This is a genomic window from Hymenobacter guriensis (genome assembly GCF_015773195.1).
Taxonomy (GTDB): Bacteria; Bacteroidota; Bacteroidia; order Cytophagales; family Hymenobacteraceae; genus Hymenobacter; species Hymenobacter guriensis.
Window position 1 is genome coordinate 96,786 of the sequence record NZ_JADWYK010000010.1, and the last position, 17,491, is coordinate 114,276.

At 52.7% G+C, this 17,491-nt stretch carries 15 protein-coding genes; 8 read left to right on the plus strand and 7 right to left on the minus strand.

The features are described 5' to 3' along the window. Positions 1 to 90: 90 nt before the first annotated feature. The 3 genes from I5L79_RS15910 to I5L79_RS15920 form a co-directional block, all read right to left on the minus strand. Entirely contained in the window at positions 91 to 771 is a 681-nt protein-coding gene (locus tag I5L79_RS15910; protein ID WP_317191388.1) for a recombinase family protein, read from the minus strand. A 201-nt stretch (positions 772 to 972) separates the two neighbouring features. Then, positions 973 to 2,787, minus strand: a complete 1,815-nt coding sequence (locus I5L79_RS15915; RefSeq protein ID WP_196956057.1) for a WG repeat-containing protein — start codon at positions 2,785 to 2,787, stop codon at positions 973 to 975. 79 nt (positions 2,788 to 2,866) lie between these two features. Beyond that, on the minus strand, positions 2,867 to 4,003 hold the full coding sequence (locus I5L79_RS15920; RefSeq protein ID WP_196956058.1) for an energy transducer TonB: 1,137 nt from the start codon (positions 4,001 to 4,003) through the stop codon (positions 2,867 to 2,869). A 511-nt stretch (positions 4,004 to 4,514) separates the two neighbouring features. On the opposite strand from I5L79_RS15920, the gene I5L79_RS15925 reads away from it, so the two are divergent. The 5 genes from I5L79_RS15925 (at position 4,515) to I5L79_RS15945 (ending at position 9,727) form a co-directional block, all read left to right on the plus strand. Further along, a complete protein-coding gene (locus I5L79_RS15925) occupies positions 4,515 to 5,219 on the plus strand; it encodes a formylglycine-generating enzyme family protein (RefSeq protein WP_196956059.1) in 705 nt (234 codons plus the stop codon). Between the two features lie 1,274 nt (positions 5,220 to 6,493). Then, on the plus strand, positions 6,494 to 7,402 hold the full coding sequence (locus I5L79_RS15930; protein ID WP_196956060.1) for a TIGR04255 family protein: 909 nt from the start codon (positions 6,494 to 6,496) through the stop codon (positions 7,400 to 7,402). 31 nt (positions 7,403 to 7,433) lie between these two features. Further along, entirely contained in the window at positions 7,434 to 8,075 is a 642-nt protein-coding gene (locus I5L79_RS15935) for a hypothetical protein (protein WP_196956061.1), read from the plus strand. After that, a complete protein-coding gene (locus tag I5L79_RS15940) occupies positions 8,072 to 8,734 on the plus strand; it encodes a hypothetical protein (RefSeq protein WP_196956062.1) in 663 nt (220 codons plus the stop codon). Before I5L79_RS15935 ends, I5L79_RS15940 begins: the two co-directional genes overlap by 4 nt. Positions 8,735 to 8,986: 252 nt before the next feature. Further along, on the plus strand, positions 8,987 to 9,727 hold the full coding sequence (locus I5L79_RS15945) for a hypothetical protein (protein ID WP_196956063.1): 741 nt from the start codon (positions 8,987 to 8,989) through the stop codon (positions 9,725 to 9,727). A 17-nt stretch (positions 9,728 to 9,744) separates the two neighbouring features. On the opposite strand, the gene I5L79_RS15950 is transcribed toward I5L79_RS15945, so the two are convergent. After that, positions 9,745 to 10,614 (minus strand): IS3 family transposase, encoded by an 870-nt coding sequence (locus I5L79_RS15950; RefSeq protein ID WP_196956064.1) that lies wholly within the window; start codon positions 10,612 to 10,614, stop codon positions 9,745 to 9,747. Then, positions 10,611 to 10,913: a transposase gene (locus I5L79_RS15955; protein ID WP_196956065.1), complete on the minus strand. Its 303-nt coding sequence runs from the start codon at positions 10,911 to 10,913 to the stop codon at positions 10,611 to 10,613. The genes I5L79_RS15950 and I5L79_RS15955 overlap by 4 nt, the downstream gene beginning before the upstream one ends. 719 nt (positions 10,914 to 11,632) lie before the next feature. Between I5L79_RS15955 and I5L79_RS15960 the strand changes: the two genes are divergently transcribed. From I5L79_RS15960 to I5L79_RS15970, 3 genes are all read left to right on the plus strand, one after another. Then, positions 11,633 to 12,016 (plus strand): hypothetical protein, encoded by a 384-nt coding sequence (locus I5L79_RS15960; protein WP_196956066.1) that lies wholly within the window; start codon positions 11,633 to 11,635, stop codon positions 12,014 to 12,016. Positions 12,017 to 12,636: 620 nt separating this feature from the next. Continuing rightward, positions 12,637 to 13,113, plus strand: a complete 477-nt coding sequence (locus tag I5L79_RS15965) for a hypothetical protein (protein ID WP_196956067.1) — start codon at positions 12,637 to 12,639, stop codon at positions 13,111 to 13,113. A 489-nt stretch (positions 13,114 to 13,602) separates the two neighbouring features. Continuing rightward, the gene (locus I5L79_RS15970; RefSeq protein ID WP_196956068.1) at positions 13,603 to 14,802 is read left to right on the plus strand and encodes an alpha/beta hydrolase; all 1,200 of its coding nucleotides are present in this window, start codon (positions 13,603 to 13,605) and stop codon (positions 14,800 to 14,802) included. Here the strand turns inward: I5L79_RS15970 and I5L79_RS15975 are convergent. Together I5L79_RS15975 and I5L79_RS15980 are read right to left on the minus strand one after the other, a co-directional pair. Beyond that, positions 14,797 to 16,359 carry a hypothetical protein gene (locus I5L79_RS15975; protein WP_196956069.1) on the minus strand — a complete coding sequence of 521 codons (1,563 nt, stop codon included), beginning with the start codon at positions 16,357 to 16,359 and terminating at the stop codon, positions 14,797 to 14,799. The two genes, I5L79_RS15970 and I5L79_RS15975, sit on opposite strands and share 6 nt — an antisense overlap. A 202-nt stretch (positions 16,360 to 16,561) precedes the next feature. Continuing rightward, positions 16,562 to 17,488 carry a YecA family protein gene (locus tag I5L79_RS15980; RefSeq protein WP_196956070.1) on the minus strand — a complete coding sequence of 309 codons (927 nt, stop codon included), beginning with the start codon at positions 17,486 to 17,488 and terminating at the stop codon, positions 16,562 to 16,564. Positions 17,489 to 17,491 lie beyond the last annotated feature (3 nt).

The following is a 17,491-nucleotide window of genomic DNA, read 5'->3' on the forward strand; positions in this document are numbered from 1 at the left end:
TATTAATTAGAACTACTGTACTATCAAATATTAGGAGTTCAGTAATCTGTATCCATGCTGATGCGGACTCCTAAACAGCTGATTGGGACGCTAGGCAGGTTCCGTTACGGGTAATAAAAGCCCGAGCACCAAGCGGCGGACGCCGGCGGCCGTAAAGTGGCAACCCCGGCGGGTCCGATAGCCCGAGGCCGTGAGCTGGGCGGCAATGCGCCGGTAATCCCACTGCAGGCTGCGGTAGAGCCGGGCCAGCTCCGCCGCCTGGCGATTCGCGAGACTGGCTTGGGCATTGAGTTGGCGTTGCTGCTGGCCCTTGACCCGCGCCTCGGCCGTCAGGTTTGCCGGCGTGCCTAACTGAAATCCCCGCGCCTTCTTGGCCGCTAGCGCATCCTTGGTCCGAGTGGAAATAGCTTTGGCCTCTTTCTCGGCAACAGCGCCCAGCACATGAATCGTAAACTCATCGGCGGCGGGCATGTCCACGGCCTTGAAGCGAACGCGGCTTTCCATCAGGGCCGTGAGAAAGGCCAGGTTGCGGGCCAGCCGGTCGAGCTTGGCCACGAGCAGTACCGCGCCGGCCTCCTTGGCCGCCTGCATAGCGGCCGCGAGCTGAGGCCGGCTGTTCTTGCGCCCACTCTCGATTTCGATGAACTCGCCCACGATCTGTTCCCCGAAAGAGAGGAAGGTACGCACAGCCGCTTGCTGCGCTTCGAGCCCTAAGCCGGACTGTCCTTGGCGAGCAGTACTGACGCGGTAGTAGGCAACGTAGTCGGGCACGGGGAGGAACAGGTAAAGATGAGTAGCCCAAAACTACCCCAAATTCTCTTCTGTATCATTACATGAACGTGCGTTTAGAAAATGATATAGAAGACAAGCGTAGGGATAATGATCTTCGGGGGTGGTTAGTCAACTAGGGTTAATCCCAACGATGGTTTCCAATAACTAAGACTTATCGGCACGGGTAATAACAGCGTATCCTTACTTCTTTACTTCGGGCAGGGGCACTTGGATAGCCTTATCCTCGCGATCCGTAACGCGTAGCAGATTGTCGCGTACGGCCGGGATCATGACCTCATCCAGGCTATTCTCGTCGCTACGGACGCGGCTGACGAAGTGGTGATCGCCCGGATACGAGCCAACCGTGGCAATGCTTTTGTATTCAGTCGGCACCAGCAACTTGCCCTCCCGGTTCACAAGCCCGAACAACCGGCCTTGCCGCACGACGGCCAGCCCCTCGGGGCCAAAGTAGGATACCAGCACATATCCCCCCACGGAGGCAGGCTTTCCCTTGGTGTCAATCATATACGCCTCATGGTTTTTGCGAACGGAAGCATAACCTCCCTGAAATGGCCCAACCCAATCAAAGTAGTCGCTGATGCGCTTCCCATTCGCATCGATAAAGGCATACTGGGTAGCCGAGCTGCCACCGGCCCCACCCACGGAGTAGGTAATCTGCGCGCTTGGGTACTGGCCCCGCGAGGCACCTGACACGCGCTTGCCACAAGCGGCATAGCCCTCATGAAAAGGAGAGAGCAACTCGAAGTCGGGCACGAGCAGGCGTACGCCGCCCTGCCGGTCCAGGTAACCGGCACTATCGCCCTGAAAGAAAATATAACCCTCGCGTGTCTGGGCCAGCATCTGGTACCGCAATGGGGCCACCCAACGGCCCGTACGCGGATCCAGTAGACCGTGCTTCCCCGTCTTCTTGTGTTTAAGGATCAGCGGCTGCTGGGCCAATAGCGTGTCGCTGTTGTGTCCGCTGAGGTAGTAATCGCGCAGCTCAATCGCAGGATGACCGGCGGGAGGCAGGAAGCGCTCCACTCCGCCCTGGGCGCCATAGATCAGAAAGGTACCGCGACCGGTATACCTGATCGATCCCTCGTGGATGAGGGGCACGATCACCTTGCCATCGCGGTCAATCACACCGCTCTTCCCCTGGCGAGAGACAGCAAACCAGCGGTTATGGGGTCCCATAGCCTGCACATGCTGGTACCGGTAGCTCAGCGAACTGATCGGCCGCAGGAGCGTATCGGTGACGATCGTGTAGCGGAGGCCCCATAAGTAGATCAGTTTAGGCCCGGCATTCACCACCGTGATGGAATCAAACAGGACCCGGCCATTGCGATCCAGTACCAGCCGTAGAGATTGTTCCGGGCGGACGCCTTCTGCCGGGCGGGCAGGCGGGACGACCTCGAAAAAGGGCAGCAGGCGATAGCCTTTTCCCAACGGGTATGCGATGGCCTGTGCCTGCTGGGCGGGTCCTGTGTAATACACCTTGCCTGGGTCCTGCAGCCCGACCAGCTTTATGCGCCCCCGGGACGGCGGGGTCTTGCGGTAGTGGACGATCAGGCGGTCGACTGCTGGAAAGGCTGTAAAATGGACGTTGACAATGCTATCGCGCAGCAGCTCGCGGCCCTGTAGGTTGTAAAGCAGTGTGGCCGGCCCCTGTCGGGCCATGATGTGCTCGCAGCTGGCCGAGCTCACTTCATCATACGCTACGGGCAGGATCAGCTTGCCTTGTCGACCGACGACTCCCCACTTCAGGTTACGATGATCCGTGCCTTCAGCCACCCGGACCAGATCACGGGTCAGAAAGACAACGGCCGCGTACTGGTAGGGTGTCAGCGCCTGCCCTTGCTCATTGACGACCGCATAGCGGCGCTCAGCGTCGTGTTTGCCCTGCAGCCCTAGCGTATAGCACTGCTGCGCCTGCGCCTGAAAAGGCGTCAGGATACTGTTAGAAGCCAGTAGGGCGACAGCCAGGAAGAGCCAACTAAAGCGGGAAAAGAACATAGGTGGTGTATAAGGAAGAGCTGGGGGATGAGCCGAGCTAGCAGTAGCGGTGCAGAATAGAAAACCACTGTGAATAAGACTACTTGGGGGAGCGTCGGGCAGGGGGGCGGGGGGCGGGGGGGGCGGTCAACTCCTCCAGAGCGAAGGGAACGGTGATCGTGGTCTCCTGCGCAACCGGTTCTCCGTTCTGCTGGGCCGGCGTAAAACGTTCAAGGGTACGTACGACCCGCAGGGCCTCTTCGTCACAGCCGTCGCCGAGGCCCTTGACCACGTGGGCAGCCGCCAGGTCAGGGGTGCCGTCGGCCGCGATGGGCAGGCGGACGATCACAATGCCTTCCAGCTCCCGCCGCCGGGCAAGTGCCGGGTAACGGACCCGGCTGCGTATAGCCTGCTCCTGGGCATGCCTGCTGCCCCCATAGAACGGATAGGTCTGATGCCCGAAGGGAAACACCTGCCGCGGTAGCGCCGTGGTGGTGCCTCCAATGGGTATCATTGCTTTGTGCTCCATGGCCACTGTTCCGGCGTTGCTGGCCTGCCCGGGCACAAAGCGCGGAATTTTGCGAAGGGCCAGCAGCACGGCTTCATCATAGGGTGGGCCCATGCCTCTCTCAATTTTGGCGTCCCGTACGCGTCCGGCCGGATCTACCACAAAGGCCGCCAGGATCTGACCGGTAGGCGCTCCAGCGGGTAAAACCAAGTGTTGCTGTAGGGCAGCAGCAAACGCTTTATTACCACCGGGGAAGTAGGGAGGCATTCCGGTGTAGGTAAAAAGCGCATCCTCCCCCTGTGCGGGCCATAGCTCCGCATTGGCGGGTAGCGGAAACGGCACATGCAGGTAATAGTAGACCCCTACAGGCTGGTTTCCGGACACACCAGGCTTCCAGGCGGGCATGCCCCGCACCACACGCAGCGCTTCCTGATCCGTTGCCGGACTCAGGCTGCGCGTTACTCGTGCGCTGTCCACGCGACCGTCCGGCCGCAGGATACAGCGCACCAACACCTCTCCTTGGATGGCTCCACTGGTCACCTCGGCGGGCTGCTTAATGGATTTGACGAAATATGCCTGTAGAGCTTGGGGGCCACCAGGAAACTGCGGGTTGTTCTCGCGTTGCAGGTGGCGCAGCGGAAGGACAGCGGTGCGTCCAGCCTGCGCCCAGCTAGGCCCAGACTTAGTAGAGAACAGGCAGATACTTAGAATAAAGAAAGAAAGGCGCATATGGGAAAGCAGTAGTACAAGGTACTGACAAATGCGAGAAGCCGTCCTGCACCCTGTGTCGACCGGTGCGCTCTCGGCGCCAGTGCTTTCGCGCGGGTCACATATGGATTTGATCGACGGGCGGTAAGCAGAAAATGGTTAAGTCAAAAAGGTAACTTGGTGTCAATATGCATCCTTGACAAGGACTGATAACTGACCCATACTTCGTCGGATCTTAAGTCAACTAAGAGTCATCTGGCACCTTACTTCAATGACCGTTTAACTAATGGCCTTGGTTAAAAGTTTGGTACAAAGGTTAAACGAGCGGGCTGTCTGGTGGCTCCTTTGTTAGGAACTAGAAGTACTGCACGTAAGGCCGCAGCGGTGCAGGCGGGGCACGTGGTTAAAACTGCATACGGAGAGGGACTGAAAGGAATTCAGGCACTGATTGAGAACATAAGTTGATGAACAAGTGGGGTTGTTTTGCTGCTAGGTCAGGCAAGCCGTTACTTTTGACCCGACCCTGCCCCCGATGAACCCACTACCTGCCGAACAAGCCTCCCTAGCCCAACTCGTAGACATCCCAGGCGGCCGCATCGACCTGCGCGACGACCGCACCCAGCAGCAGTGGACGGTGGAGCTGCCTCCCTTTCAACTGGCCAGGTTTCCCGTCACGCAGACCCAGTACGCGGCCGTGACGTGGCAGCAGCCCAGCACCTTCGCCGGCGCCACCCATCCAGTGGAAACCGTGAGCTGGCTGGACGCCGTCACATTTTGCAACCGGCTCTCTTCCCAGGCGGGCCTGCCCCCGTGCTACACCGTGGGTGAGGACGGCTCAGAAACACATTTCGATGCCGCAGCCGCGGGCTTTCGCCTGCCCACCGAGGCCGAGTGGGAGTACGCCTGCAAGGCCGGCACACCGGGCGCCCGCTATGGCGAGCTGGAAGCCATTGCCTGGTACAAAGCCAACGCCGGCGGCAGTACGCAGCCAGTCGGGCTGAAAGCGCCTAACGCCTGGGGCCTGCACGACATGTTGGGCAATGTGTGGGAGTGGTGCTCCGACATCTACGACGCCACCGTGTACGGCTCCTACCGCCTGATCCGGGGCGGCGGCTGGGCCGACGAGGCGCGCGGGTGCCTGGCCACTAATCGCCGCCGTAGCCACCCTACCGCGTTTAAAATCGATGACCTAGGCTTTCGGGTGGCCCGCAACCTGCCGGCAGCCCCGGCAAAATAATGAGGTCACCAGCCCTAACACCGGGTTCCCTTGTGGGACATTATTGCCAATATGAGATTGCCCGGCGCCAACACATCTTCAAAGTCACTCTCCTCAAGTACTTACGTTACCGTAAAGTGGTCATCTATGCCCACCGCAAACCAGTACCGGTCAACCTGCCCGATTAACTTTTGTACCAAACTTTTAACCAAGGCCGAGATTGCCGCGCGGCTCAATGAATCCGGGTATCGGACGCGACGGGGAAAGGCATTTCACCCCATGGGCGTCAAGCGTCTGCTGCCGAATACAGTGACTTCGGCTTTAGTGCAAGAGAAGGCGTGAGACTCTACTGTATACCAAAGCAATCACATGCTCATTGATTTTTTATACAATTCATGTAGTTGTCTATCAGACGGTTAATGTTATTTGTTACAGATTTGCGCTACAAAAATTTGCACAGCTTAACATTGCGCTTTAGGCAATAATCTTTAAAAAATACAAATCATTGAGGCACCATATTATGCATCCTTTGACTTCTAAATATATGTTAGGTAAGTCACCAATACTTTGGGCTTAGTCGACTCTATAAACTGTATACCTAATTATTGCCTAGCTAACAACAGCAACGATAACAATAGCCGCTGCATGGCTACTTTCAACAAACCAGTTCATCTATTAACTACCTCTCATTGATAGCGAGATCAGTTGAGCCAGACACAACTTGTAGAGACGTGAAGCATTATGGGACTGATAGGCCGACAAAACAGCTCTATCGGATACATATCTATTGCAAAGGATGTAAGCATAAAAGCAGATGTTTAGTCTCATACTATGCAGCGACTAGATACGCTAACTTTCATATGGACTTGAATCAAATTTCTCGTTAGGCATGACACGAATAGGATCAGTTTTGTTGTTCACTAGGTCCCTGCCTATTTGAGAATATGCAAAGCATTTTTTTGCAAGTACAAACATGTCAATGCATTGGTACACAGAATCTTACACAGAAGCTCCGTATATCAATTTTCTCTACTCCATCTACTCGCTATTGGAAGTTGATTGAAGAAGCTCTAAGTTTCCGTTCATGCGACTCAGTATGGAGAGTGTCACGTTTTAGCTGCGCGCTGCCTCCTTAGCCTACATACCCATAAAAGATGCTTTCCTAGTCGCTTCGCTCCAATTTACGTATGTGCAACACCTACTAGAATCTTAAAGGTTATATTTAACTATGTAACACTTAGCTTTGTAGGAAAAATTTAACGAGACAAAGACAGCAGATAACAGCTAAGTCACATATGACACTGCCTGTTGCGCCCATAATAAACCAGGGAAACAAAATGACTTTTCAAAACCCGAATGCAGCTCCGCTACCTTTTAAACCTAATAGTGGTGCACATTCCGTTAAAGAAGCTTCAGCGGCAATCTTCGTTTCTTCAGAAATAACACCAATCAGAGAATTTATTTCTTTGTCTCAAGATGTAAAAGAAATAAATGAACTCTATCCACAGTATCAACTAATAATTAAAACAGAGTCTACATTTGATTCCGTTTCTGAAGAAGAAAGCTCGAAACAAAAACAAGATGAGTCTTCTACTCCCTTGACAACTGATCTCGAAGCTGGCTTTGCTCTAGCGTTCGTAAATGAGAACTCAGTAGCAACCAAAATATTCCAAGGCGTAAATGAAGGCGAAGGAAGAGTCTTTTTTTCGTATCATGACATGGAATATGTTCGTTGGATTAACTTCAAAGAACGCCTTTCGAAGACGCTTTGTCTCTTTCAAGAGCAATTGAGCAAGTACACTCCCGAGGCTATAGGACTTACTTATATAGACGAATACCTTTGGGAAAAAGAATCAAAGATCGATTACAACAAAATATTCAGTAAAGAGACAGACCAATTACCTAAGTCATTTTTCCAAGAGGGCAACACCGATTCAGAAATTACTACTACCTCAAATTTCAAAAAGAATGGGTATAGTTTTTTTGTTCGTTTGCATATAAACCCTACTTATAGTGAAGACAGCAATGTATTAAGAATAACGCATAATGCTGTCTATATAGATGACAATATTTCCTTAGAAAATTTAGAAAGCCAAGATAAAAACAGCGTATTGGACATCCTACAAGCATCGCATGAATTAAATAAAGATATCCTTAAATCAATATTGAATAAAGAGACCATTGATTTAATTAAATTAACTTAGAAGTACTTCCCACCAATTCTAAGCTCTCGCCATGCCGCTTACCATAGAAAGCCACAACTTTGTACACCCACCACAAGTATATTTTCCAAACGCTCTGCCCAATGCTAATCTGGCAAGCTCAGTGGATATAAAATTAAAAAGCTACTGGATTAAGGAAGCGGCCCGGAGAGTATGCATTCAGTTCGTTGAAGTTAATACCTTCAAAAGAACTCACTTTAGTGCTTCTATAAAGTCTCAAGGGCCAACTGCAGAAGTAATTGCCAGTGCTGCTCAGAATGCTAAAGTGAAGGAAGCGGCTGCGAGAGCAGCTTTGTCTGCTCGTATTCGCAGTTATGCGAATTTGCAAGAAGGATGGGACGGGTATAATGCCAATGCCGTTCATGAATCAGCAATTATCAACTGCGAGGCTCTTGTTAATAATCTGCCTTTCGATATAATTGACAAGTTTAGCATCAATGACATTTACCCAACACCCAATGGGACGATAACTATTGAAATTGGCGACTCAGAAAACTATTTTGTCATTGATACAGGTAAAGCTCAAGTACTATATTATTTCAGATTTGAAGACAACCTGAAAGGATTAGATGAGGCTGTAGACTTCACCGCTGATGTAGTTGAGAAAATATCCGAGCTCTTTACCGAGTTCCAGTCGTGCTTTACTCCCGCATGAACAATACAGAATTCATAGAGCGAAACATCGGACTAGATGAAACCTTTATTAGGGTAATCAAAACACCAACCCATTTTAAAGTTTCTTCTACAACAGAGCTAAAAGCAGCTAGCCTTTTCATGCCAGCTTCTAAGAACGGTATTCTAGATGGTGTTTCAGTTGATCGCGCTATTTATTCAACTACTCTTCAAACTAAGTTAAGGGCTCACGCTCATTTTCCACGCAAACCAGAAGATGAAGTAATTCCATACGCAGGCTTGGCCTTTATTTCTGTTGCTAAGATTCTTAATTTAAATAATCTTAGCATGAAGCAGCTCATGCCTAGTGCAGCAAAAGATCCATCCAAGGTTGAACAAACACTTGCAGATATAAACAACCTATTGGCGGGTTTTGACACTTCATGTATGGCTGATTGCCCATATTGTGGAGTTATTGCAACTCCAATGAATGAATCAGAGCGCGTCCCGCCTCCAACTAATGTTTCTATTTCTGAAAGCGGCAACCCTTCGCACGCTGAAATTTTTTACATGGTACGGCCTGCAAGACCCGCAGATCCACTCGCAACTATAGTCCAAGAGTTGGCTCGACATATGAACAGGTCTGCTATTATTCGCCTAGACCCCAATCCGGATTCAGAGGATAACGCCCCTTCACTATAGGAATAAATCAAAAGGGATTGGACTATGAACTCCAGTCCCTTTTGATTTATTGGAATTTTCAACAATACTTAATTAACTATTTGCACGGAAATATGGTATTAAACCGGCCAATATACTGTACTACCATTCTTCACTTGCATAAGTAATAACGGCCATTAATAATTAGTATGACACTATTTTCCAGCATTTGTATGCAATTAGACTAACTATCATTGTAAATATGCCACTTTATGCATCATTACAACGACACACATGATTACCAACCTGCCTAATAGTGAAGAATTTGAGAGTCTTGCTAAAAACTGCTTAGTCCAAGCTTTCGATCTTATTTTTGCTACTGATAAAGCAGTTTTCGATTTCGGTGAAGAAGCACTGAAAGAGGATGTATGGAGGTATTCCCAAGGAAAGCTTAATACATCTGTAGTATTGATTCATCAAGCAATTGAGTCATTTATGAAGGCTAGTGTTTGCCTCACTAGCCCACTACTACTCTTAGAAGGAAGGCGTAAAGACTGGCCTGTGCTTCCTGATCAAGAGAATAAAGACTTTAATGAGTTCTATACTACACCTGCGGAAGCGTTACTTCGCACTTACGCTGCGACAACCAAAATTCCATTAAGCCCTGATGTTGTCTCACACATAGAAGCAATACGCACTTTACGTAATCAAATTGTGCATGGCATTTCACGAACTCAATTGACTACCAAAATTTTAGTCGAAAATATATTAGACACCTTTCTTTTCTTCCAAGGTAAAAATGCATGGTGGGAAGCCTTACTAACTGAGTTCATTCAACATCCTTTATCACATGCACCTAATCAATTATTTGGTGTAGAGCTAGCACTATTTGCTGAACGGCTGGACTATGTTGAAGCTATTATTGGGAAGGCAAAATTTGCTAAGCAGTTTACTATAAATACTAAATCAAGAAGATACTACTGTCCCTTCTGCAAGATTCAATGGAGTCGCGAAATGGACAATGGGGTGGTCTAGTAAAAACAGACGCTGAGCTAAGGTAGGTTGGTTTTGAGTTCTTGTTCGAATTGATGCGGCGAGCGGTAGCCCAAGGCCGAGTGGCGGCGGTCGAGGTTGAAGTAGGTGTCGAGATAATAAGCGACCTCGAGCCGGGCTTCTTCCAGCGAGGCAAAGGCGGTGCCGCCGGGCAGCAGCTCGGTTTTAAGTGTGCTCCAACCGGCTTCGGCTTGTGCGTTGTCGTACGGATTACCGGGCCGGCTGAAGCTGGCCAGGGCCCCGGCTTGCGCGACGCGGGCCCGGCACGCGGCGCTGGTGTACTGGCTGCCGCGGTCGGCATGGACGATGAGCCCTGGCGCCGGCTGACGCAACGTTAACGCCTGTTCCAGGGCCAGCAGCACGAGTTCGGTCGGCATCTGCGCGGCCAAGTGCCAGCCCACGACCCGGCGCGAGCAGGCATCGCGCCACGTGGCCAGGTAGCACCAGCGCCCGCCTCCCAGGGGCAGATAGGTGATGTCGCCGACCCAGACCTGGTCGGGGGCAGTGGGGGCCGGCTGGCCGAGCAGCCGGTTTTCGGCCACGATGGCTGCGGGGTCGGCAACCGTGGTGCGGGGGCGTTGGGGCCGGGTGCTCAGGGCCCGCAAGCCCTGCCGGTGCAGCCACGAGCGCAGGGCGTAGCGGCCGATGGCGTGGCCTTGGGCGCGCAATTCGGCCCGCAACCGGCGGGTACCGTAGCGGCCGGCATGGCGCGTAAAGGTCTGCTGGGCCGCCTCATGCCAACGCACCGGGGCCGCAACGGGCCGCTGTCGCCACCGATAGTAGCCAGCCGTGCTCACGGCCAATAAGCGGCAAAGCACCTGCACCGGCCACGGCTCGGTACAGGCCTCAATGAACTCGTAACGCCTCATGATTGAGGCGGTTGCGCAAAGATGGTCACGACTTTTTTTAAAATATCGCGCTCCATTTCCACGCGCCGCAACTCGGCACGCAGTTGCTTGATTTCGTCCCGTTCGGCGCTGCTGGGCACGGCTTGTTCCAACGCCTGGCGCTGCCAGCGACCCAGCAGCGCGGGCGAAATGCCCTGGGCGCGGGCCACATCACTTTGCCGGGCTCCGGCGGCCACTTGGCGTACGCACTCAGCTTTGAACGCCGACGTATATTTCTTGCGGGTGGCGGGCTGCCCGCCAGGGTGCTGTTTCTCAATCATGGGCAATGGAAGATAAGACTTCTCACTGTCCGTTTTAGCTAGACCACCTCACAATTCAAACTACCCCTACTTGTGGGCATTTTTAGACAATTCTGTCTCTGATGCTCCTCTGGTTTGTTGTCTGAATTGTGGTGTGAAATCAGCCGTTACTAGGGAAGCATGCTATTACACAAGCTGTAAAGGTAGCGTCAGATATTATGGAGATGAGGCCCATGAGATTTTGTGTTTGACTTGCGGGGAACGTCAATATTCAGGTACCCAAGCAGAAGATGAAGAAATCGAAAGGCAAGAGGCATTTAAGAGAAGCATTATCGAACGACGCGACCATTTACCAAATGAAGGCAGTAGTAAAGACACTGATATAACTTCATAATGCTCATAACACTAATATAAGGTTGCTTCAAAAAACGGTCGTTTTCTGAGTCATTCATGTAAGTGCGAAAAAGAACCTTGAAAGCGCCCGTTTAATGTCGCTTTTTTTAGTCTCTTTAATCAATGCACAATTACCCTCGCCGATACGCCCCATTCAGTACCGACAAGTAAGTATTACCTACACTGAGTCGAAGCTTACATCGCCGAAACATCTGTCCCCCTATAGAGTCATCAGACACCTTACTTCAATGACCGTTTAACTAATGTGACAAGGCGGAAGCAAGGAAAACTTTTAGCACAAATACTACCCTTTCGTTATACTGACCACGAAAATAGCATTTGCACTCATGATGGATTTTCTTTTGCAACATGCGGTGGAACCAGAGCGAATTCAAGTAGCGCTGGCCACCTTCTACCGGGAAAGGGAAGCGCTGGAGCAAGAACCGTGGACCGGGCAGCAAGCGTATCACACAGACCCGTTGACTGGTGATTTTGCCCTGCGCATTACAGTGTACCGAAGCGCCACGGTGGAACCCGAATTGGCCGTCTACTTAGCCCGCAAACTGCACACAAAAGTCATCATTTCGGATGAGTCGCTTTACCCCTTCAGCTGGCTATTGATTGATGAAACGGGGGAGCAACATGCCATCTATGAAGATGTTGGAGATGAGGAGCCCGGCCATTTTACCGTCGACAGCCGACACCGTTATTTGCTGACCCCTCGCAAGTAGGAGTCAGCCAGAGCATACTACCTAGCTGATTTGCGCACTAGCTGTATGCATGCTCTTGCTTTTTCAACCGTTTTGCTGAACCCTATTCGCTCCTTCTACCAGTCCAAGTTTAGCGATTTGCACTTAGGACAAATCGCCTCCCCTGCTTCCAGTTCTTGGTAGTTACATCGGTGGCAATGCTGAAGCCGACGAGTTAGATGAAGAGCTACGGCCTTCGCTTCTAACAAGCCCAGACTAGTCCCTTGAGTAAGTTGCTTAATGGCGGCCATTGGGCTTCCTTGTCTGTAAAGAGAAGCTACCGCATGCTTTTTTTCTTCTGTAAGATCTACAGTAGGCACGATCGTTTTACAGTGAATACAATAGAGGTTTTCCATGGTGGGCGTATAATCACACTCGTTTTTGAACCGCTGTCTATAGGTGCCGATAAGCACTGCAAACCCACTCTACTGCCCAAATTGCGTTCAATAAACTGGTTCAGTTACCTAAGTATAGAAAACCCTACGAGCAGATCAGTTTCGTGAACTTGTGCAATAGGGAACAGTAAAGCAAAACGAGCGTTTCTTTACAAGTTCCTAGTTTTTCAAGGTATACATTAGACTTGACCTCAACGCGCATTACGGATGGCTTCTGCTTTATTAACCAGGGATGAACACTTAGAAGCCTTCTATAAGTCGTTTCTGGCCAAACGATATAGGAAGAGTGCGTTAGAGGAACTAGAACGCGAAAAGAAAAAAGCGAGCAAAAAGCCGCTTGCCAAAGCCGCTACGGGTCCTAGCCTAGATGCCCTGGGTCGTCTCTTAGACGAGCGTTTCTGCCAGTTGCTGCCCAAGGGAAATGCGCGGCAAGACCAAGACTTTGTCCGCCGGGCCATTGCCAAATTTAAGCTAACGAACTGCTACGTCTTGTCCGAAGACGAGCGTTATGACCAGCAGTCCATCAGTGTTGAGGTGGCGTTAACAGAAATTGTCAGCGTGGGACCGACCTCCCTCATCTTCTTTATGCCGAGCCAAGTGGCTTACTTGGAGGGGCATTCCCCCGGAGAGCGGTACTTATGCCTACGAGAAGGTGAAGCCAGTGATGCTTCCTATATCCGGTAGACCTCAGCACAAGTGCTTATCGTTCACCCAAACGATCATGGGTTGAACCTTATCGAAAGACCACATCTGCGCTTCGGCTCCGCAACTCCCAGTGCTTGGCCTTCTTATAGCAGCCGGGGGATAAATTTACTCTAAGGATATATCCTATATTGCATGTGGCTCAATATAAAACATTTGCTGTTCTAGTGTGGGTCAAAAAGTTAGGCCCAATAACCCAAAGAGCTGTTTGTTTTTGAACTGCCTTTCTGAACCTCATTTTTTTGAGTTATTAGATTGACAGGCTCTAATTTCTAAAGGACCAATAAGTTACGGCTTTTTGAACCTGGCTTGAAATTGCTTACAGTAAATTTATCCCCCGGCTGCTATAAGAAGGCCTGGGTGTTCACACCTCAAATTATGCTTCCCTCTGGTTCCTCCCCTTCGCTCCAGCAATTGTTGAAAGACCTAAATGAGGCTATTGAAGTCGGTGACCGGAAGTTAGCAACCATTTTGGAACTGGCTATCCTGCGTTTTTTGGCGGCGGAGGCTGCCGAACGGGAAGAGCTGGAGCGGAGCGTACGGGCCCGGGTAGCAAGACTGGGCAGTGGGCGGTCGATGATGCCCTCATTACCCCGACCTCAGGACTTGTTCAACCTGCGGGGGCCTGCTTACCGGAGCGATGAGCCGGCAGAACCGACTGCGACGGTACGGAAGGGAGTGCTGTACCCCGTGTGGTTTGCCACCAACCGGCGGGCAGCATCCACTGGAACGGGGTTTCTGCCCGAAGGCCGTAGTGCGCACGTTAGCTGGGGACGGGTAGACGTGCATGTGCCCGAAACGCACCGCTTCGGTGAAACCGGCAGCAGCTACTGGCAGCGCATGCGGCGGCAGCACAGCCTGAGGCCGGCCGATGACCACCTGCGCATAGAAGCGTACACCAAGCTAGCAGAAGCGGCATTTTATGAAGCCGTGCGGCAGGAGCTTGCCAATGCGCAGGCAGCCGGCGCAGAACCCCACGCGCTGGTGTTTTTGCACGGCTATAACACCAGCTTCGAGGAAGCTGCCATCCGGGCCGCTCAAATTGGCTGCGACCTGAAGGTGGCCGGCGCCACGGCATTCTTCAGCTGGCCTTCCGCTGGCTCGGTGCAGGCCTACCCCGCTGATGAAGCAGCCATCGAAGCCAGCGAACGGGCCATTGCTGATTTTCTGGTGGCCTTCGCTACGGAATGTGGGACAACCAAGGTGCACATCGTGGCGCACAGCATGGGCAACCGCGGGCTGCTGCGGGCCTTGCAGCGCATCGCGGGCAATGCCGAGACGCGGAGCCAGGTACGCTTTGGCCAGATTTTTCTCGCTGCTCCCGACGTGGACCACGACCTTTTTCTGGACTTGGCGGCTCTTTATCCAGCCTACGGGGAACGCACCACCCTCTATGCTTCGCGTCATGACTTGGCCGTACATGCCTCGGCCCGCCTGCACCGGGCCCCCCGAGCTGGCTACTACGAACCCTACACTATTGCGCCGCACATCGACACCATTGCCGTGCCCGACTTCGACCTGGACCTGCTGGGGCACGGCTACTTTGCACAGGCGGCGGCGCTGCTACATGACCTCTACGACCTGATGCGTCACAACCAGCCCCCGGGACAGCGTCAGCGCCTGCAGCTCCCCCTGGTGCCAGATGGTGGGTTCTGGCAATTGCAGCTATGAGCCGGCCGGTGCTATCAGCGTGAATTCCTGCGGAGCCACCCCAAAGGCTTGGTGAAATAAATCGGACGCCCAGGCGGCCATGGCCTCGGGCGTGTGGCGTTGCGACAGCCAGCTGTAATCAAAGGTGAACGGCCCAGAGGATACCACCCACTGCCGCACCAGGTCGTAGGTGCAGTGCCAGGCGTAGAACTCGTCCCGGGTGGCGGCTAGCTGCCGCTCCGGTACGCCCGGCATCCGCAGTGGATAGATGTTCCCGTGCTCATCATCGGAGAAAAAAGCCTGATGACGGCTAAACAGTGACTTGACTTCCAATAAGCTCGGCTTCTGCCCGGGCTGGTCCACCAAGTACATGCCTGGCCAGCAGAAGAAGTGCGGGTTATCCAGCTTGTCCTGTTGAAAGCGCAGGTATTTGGAGAAGAGCAGCCGGATGGGAAAATTACCAGGCTGGTAGTCGCAAGCTGCTTCCTCGCTCAGGAGCTGGTGCAGGCTGACTTCCTTAGCTATCCACTCATTCACGCGGGTACTACTTTCGTAAGGCGAGTGGCAGGCAATTAGCCCGGCCAGGTGGCCACTCACTTGCACGTACTCCGCTTTGTCGTAGCGCACGATGCCACGCTTCAACTCTGGAGACCTGAGCATTAGATACTGGCACAACAGCAGGAACCGATGTCCTGGGTCGTTGGTGAAGACAAACGACTCGTGGTGCGTGATGTCAAAGGGAAAGCCGTCGGTAGGATTGAGGGCAATGTCGCAAATAAGTAGAAACAAACCGACTAACGGGTCAGTGGCTGAGGTTGGTTGCTCTTCGCGCAGCACTTCCAGGAAAATCGCGAAGGCCTCGCCATACACCCCTTCCAGCATGCCTGTGGCTGCGTAATCGGCTAGTGAGCGGCCGGTCGCGTGGTGCAGGTATTGCAACTGACAAAGCCGGGCCTGACCTTCGTAAATAGCCTGCGTGCCGAGCGGAGGAATACGAATCTTGGAACCCTCAAAGAAACCCTCTTCCTGCCGGGCGCTCAACTTATTAAATGGTTCGCTCCAGAGGGTGACGTTGGGTAGAAAATCAAACGCCGGGTCGAACGTGGCTGCCAGGGTCTGGACAACTGCTGACCACCACATATGGAAGCAATGACCGGTATTCAGAAAAAATGGGTTCGTATTAGACGTAAGGGCCGGGGTGCGTTTAGGCTCTTCGGTCAGCGCGCCGGCTGTTTCCAAGTCGAACCAATAATTAAGCGCACGATTCAGGTGCTGAAGCAACTCGACCGGCAGGTCGGGGTTGGTGAAGGCGTACTCCACCAGTGACTTGACGCGAATGCCTGCGGCCAGCAACTCCTGCAGGTTCACGTGCAGCATATGTGCCTGCGAGGGGTATTTTAGGGTAGTAAGCAACCCGAAGTTAGACCCAATGTGCTGCCACCAATGCACGGTTTCGTGCAGCAGCGTGGAAAAAGCTGCTACCTGCGCGTCGGTGATGGCTGACCGCTGATAAATACCCGCTGGCAAGATGTTGAGCTGCGCGTGTATGTCAGGGCGCAGGCGGAGCACGAATCGCATGGGTTCGTACAAGCCCGCGTCGGGAGTGCCGGCCAATGGTGATTCAGCCAATGGCCAACTGCCGTAAAATAGGGCAATTAGCTCGGCAACGGGGTCTGGGATTGGCATCCTACTAATCAGATGAGAAGAAAACTAGCTGAGCAGCTAATGTAGCTTAAAGCCCAGCTTCCAGTATAGAGTCATTTAACAGTGAACTAAATGGCTACCGGCCGTGGCACTTTTTCCATTTCAGGCCCGAGTTACACGGGCACGGGTCGTTGCGCCCAGGGCTTTTAGCTAGGCCAGCTAAGTCCTCTGCTTTTCCAAAAACAGGCTGCCCCATTCGTAGGCTTTCGCGCACATCCCTTAAAACTGGCTTGGTAAACTGCCGGCTTGGCGCTGGCCCGCCGTTGCGCAAGTGAATGTATAATTCGTCAAAAAAGTCCGAGTAATGCGGGTCCAGCGGCATTAAGTCGACGCGAGCATCGAGGCCAAACGTTAGGTTGCCATGCCGGATAAAGGCCCCAGCAAATTCCAGTTCATCGCTCCCTACCATAAGGCCCTGCACCTGCTGACGCTGGCGCAAGTAGTCGCGCAGTCTGGAGAAATCCCAACCCAAGAAATCCCAGGCATTGGCCAAGGCTTCCAGGTCCAGAATGTTCACCGCCCAGGGATATGGCTCCGTTGGTGTCTTCTCCAATAGCAGGCTCAGGTTGGTGGCCAGGTGGCCGAAGTTGTCGCGCGTCAGGCAGATGCAAAAGCACTCAGTGTGCTGCTGCGGGTCGAGGGTCACAACTAATTCTCCCGTGCGCGAGTAGAGCGGTACCGATTCGCCGGCCGTCAGCCGGCGTTGTAGCCGGGCGGCCTGCTCAAAGCCTTTCTGAATGCCTGTATCCTTGCGAAAGCTTTGTCGCAACCGCTCGAATGCTCGTTCCGGCAGCCGCGATGGCTCGATAGGCGGACTGGCTTTGGCCTCAACCACCAAGACCGTGGAGCCCACAATGACCAGCAAATCGTGTTCGTAGTGCGCCTTGGGGGTTTCAAAAACGGAGCTGACCAGCTGGGCTCCCGGGCCGGCCAGCCGCCGAAATTGTTTCTCACCTTCCTGCTCCAGCACCTTGTCGCGATGCTTGAAAAACTGCCTTCGCACCGA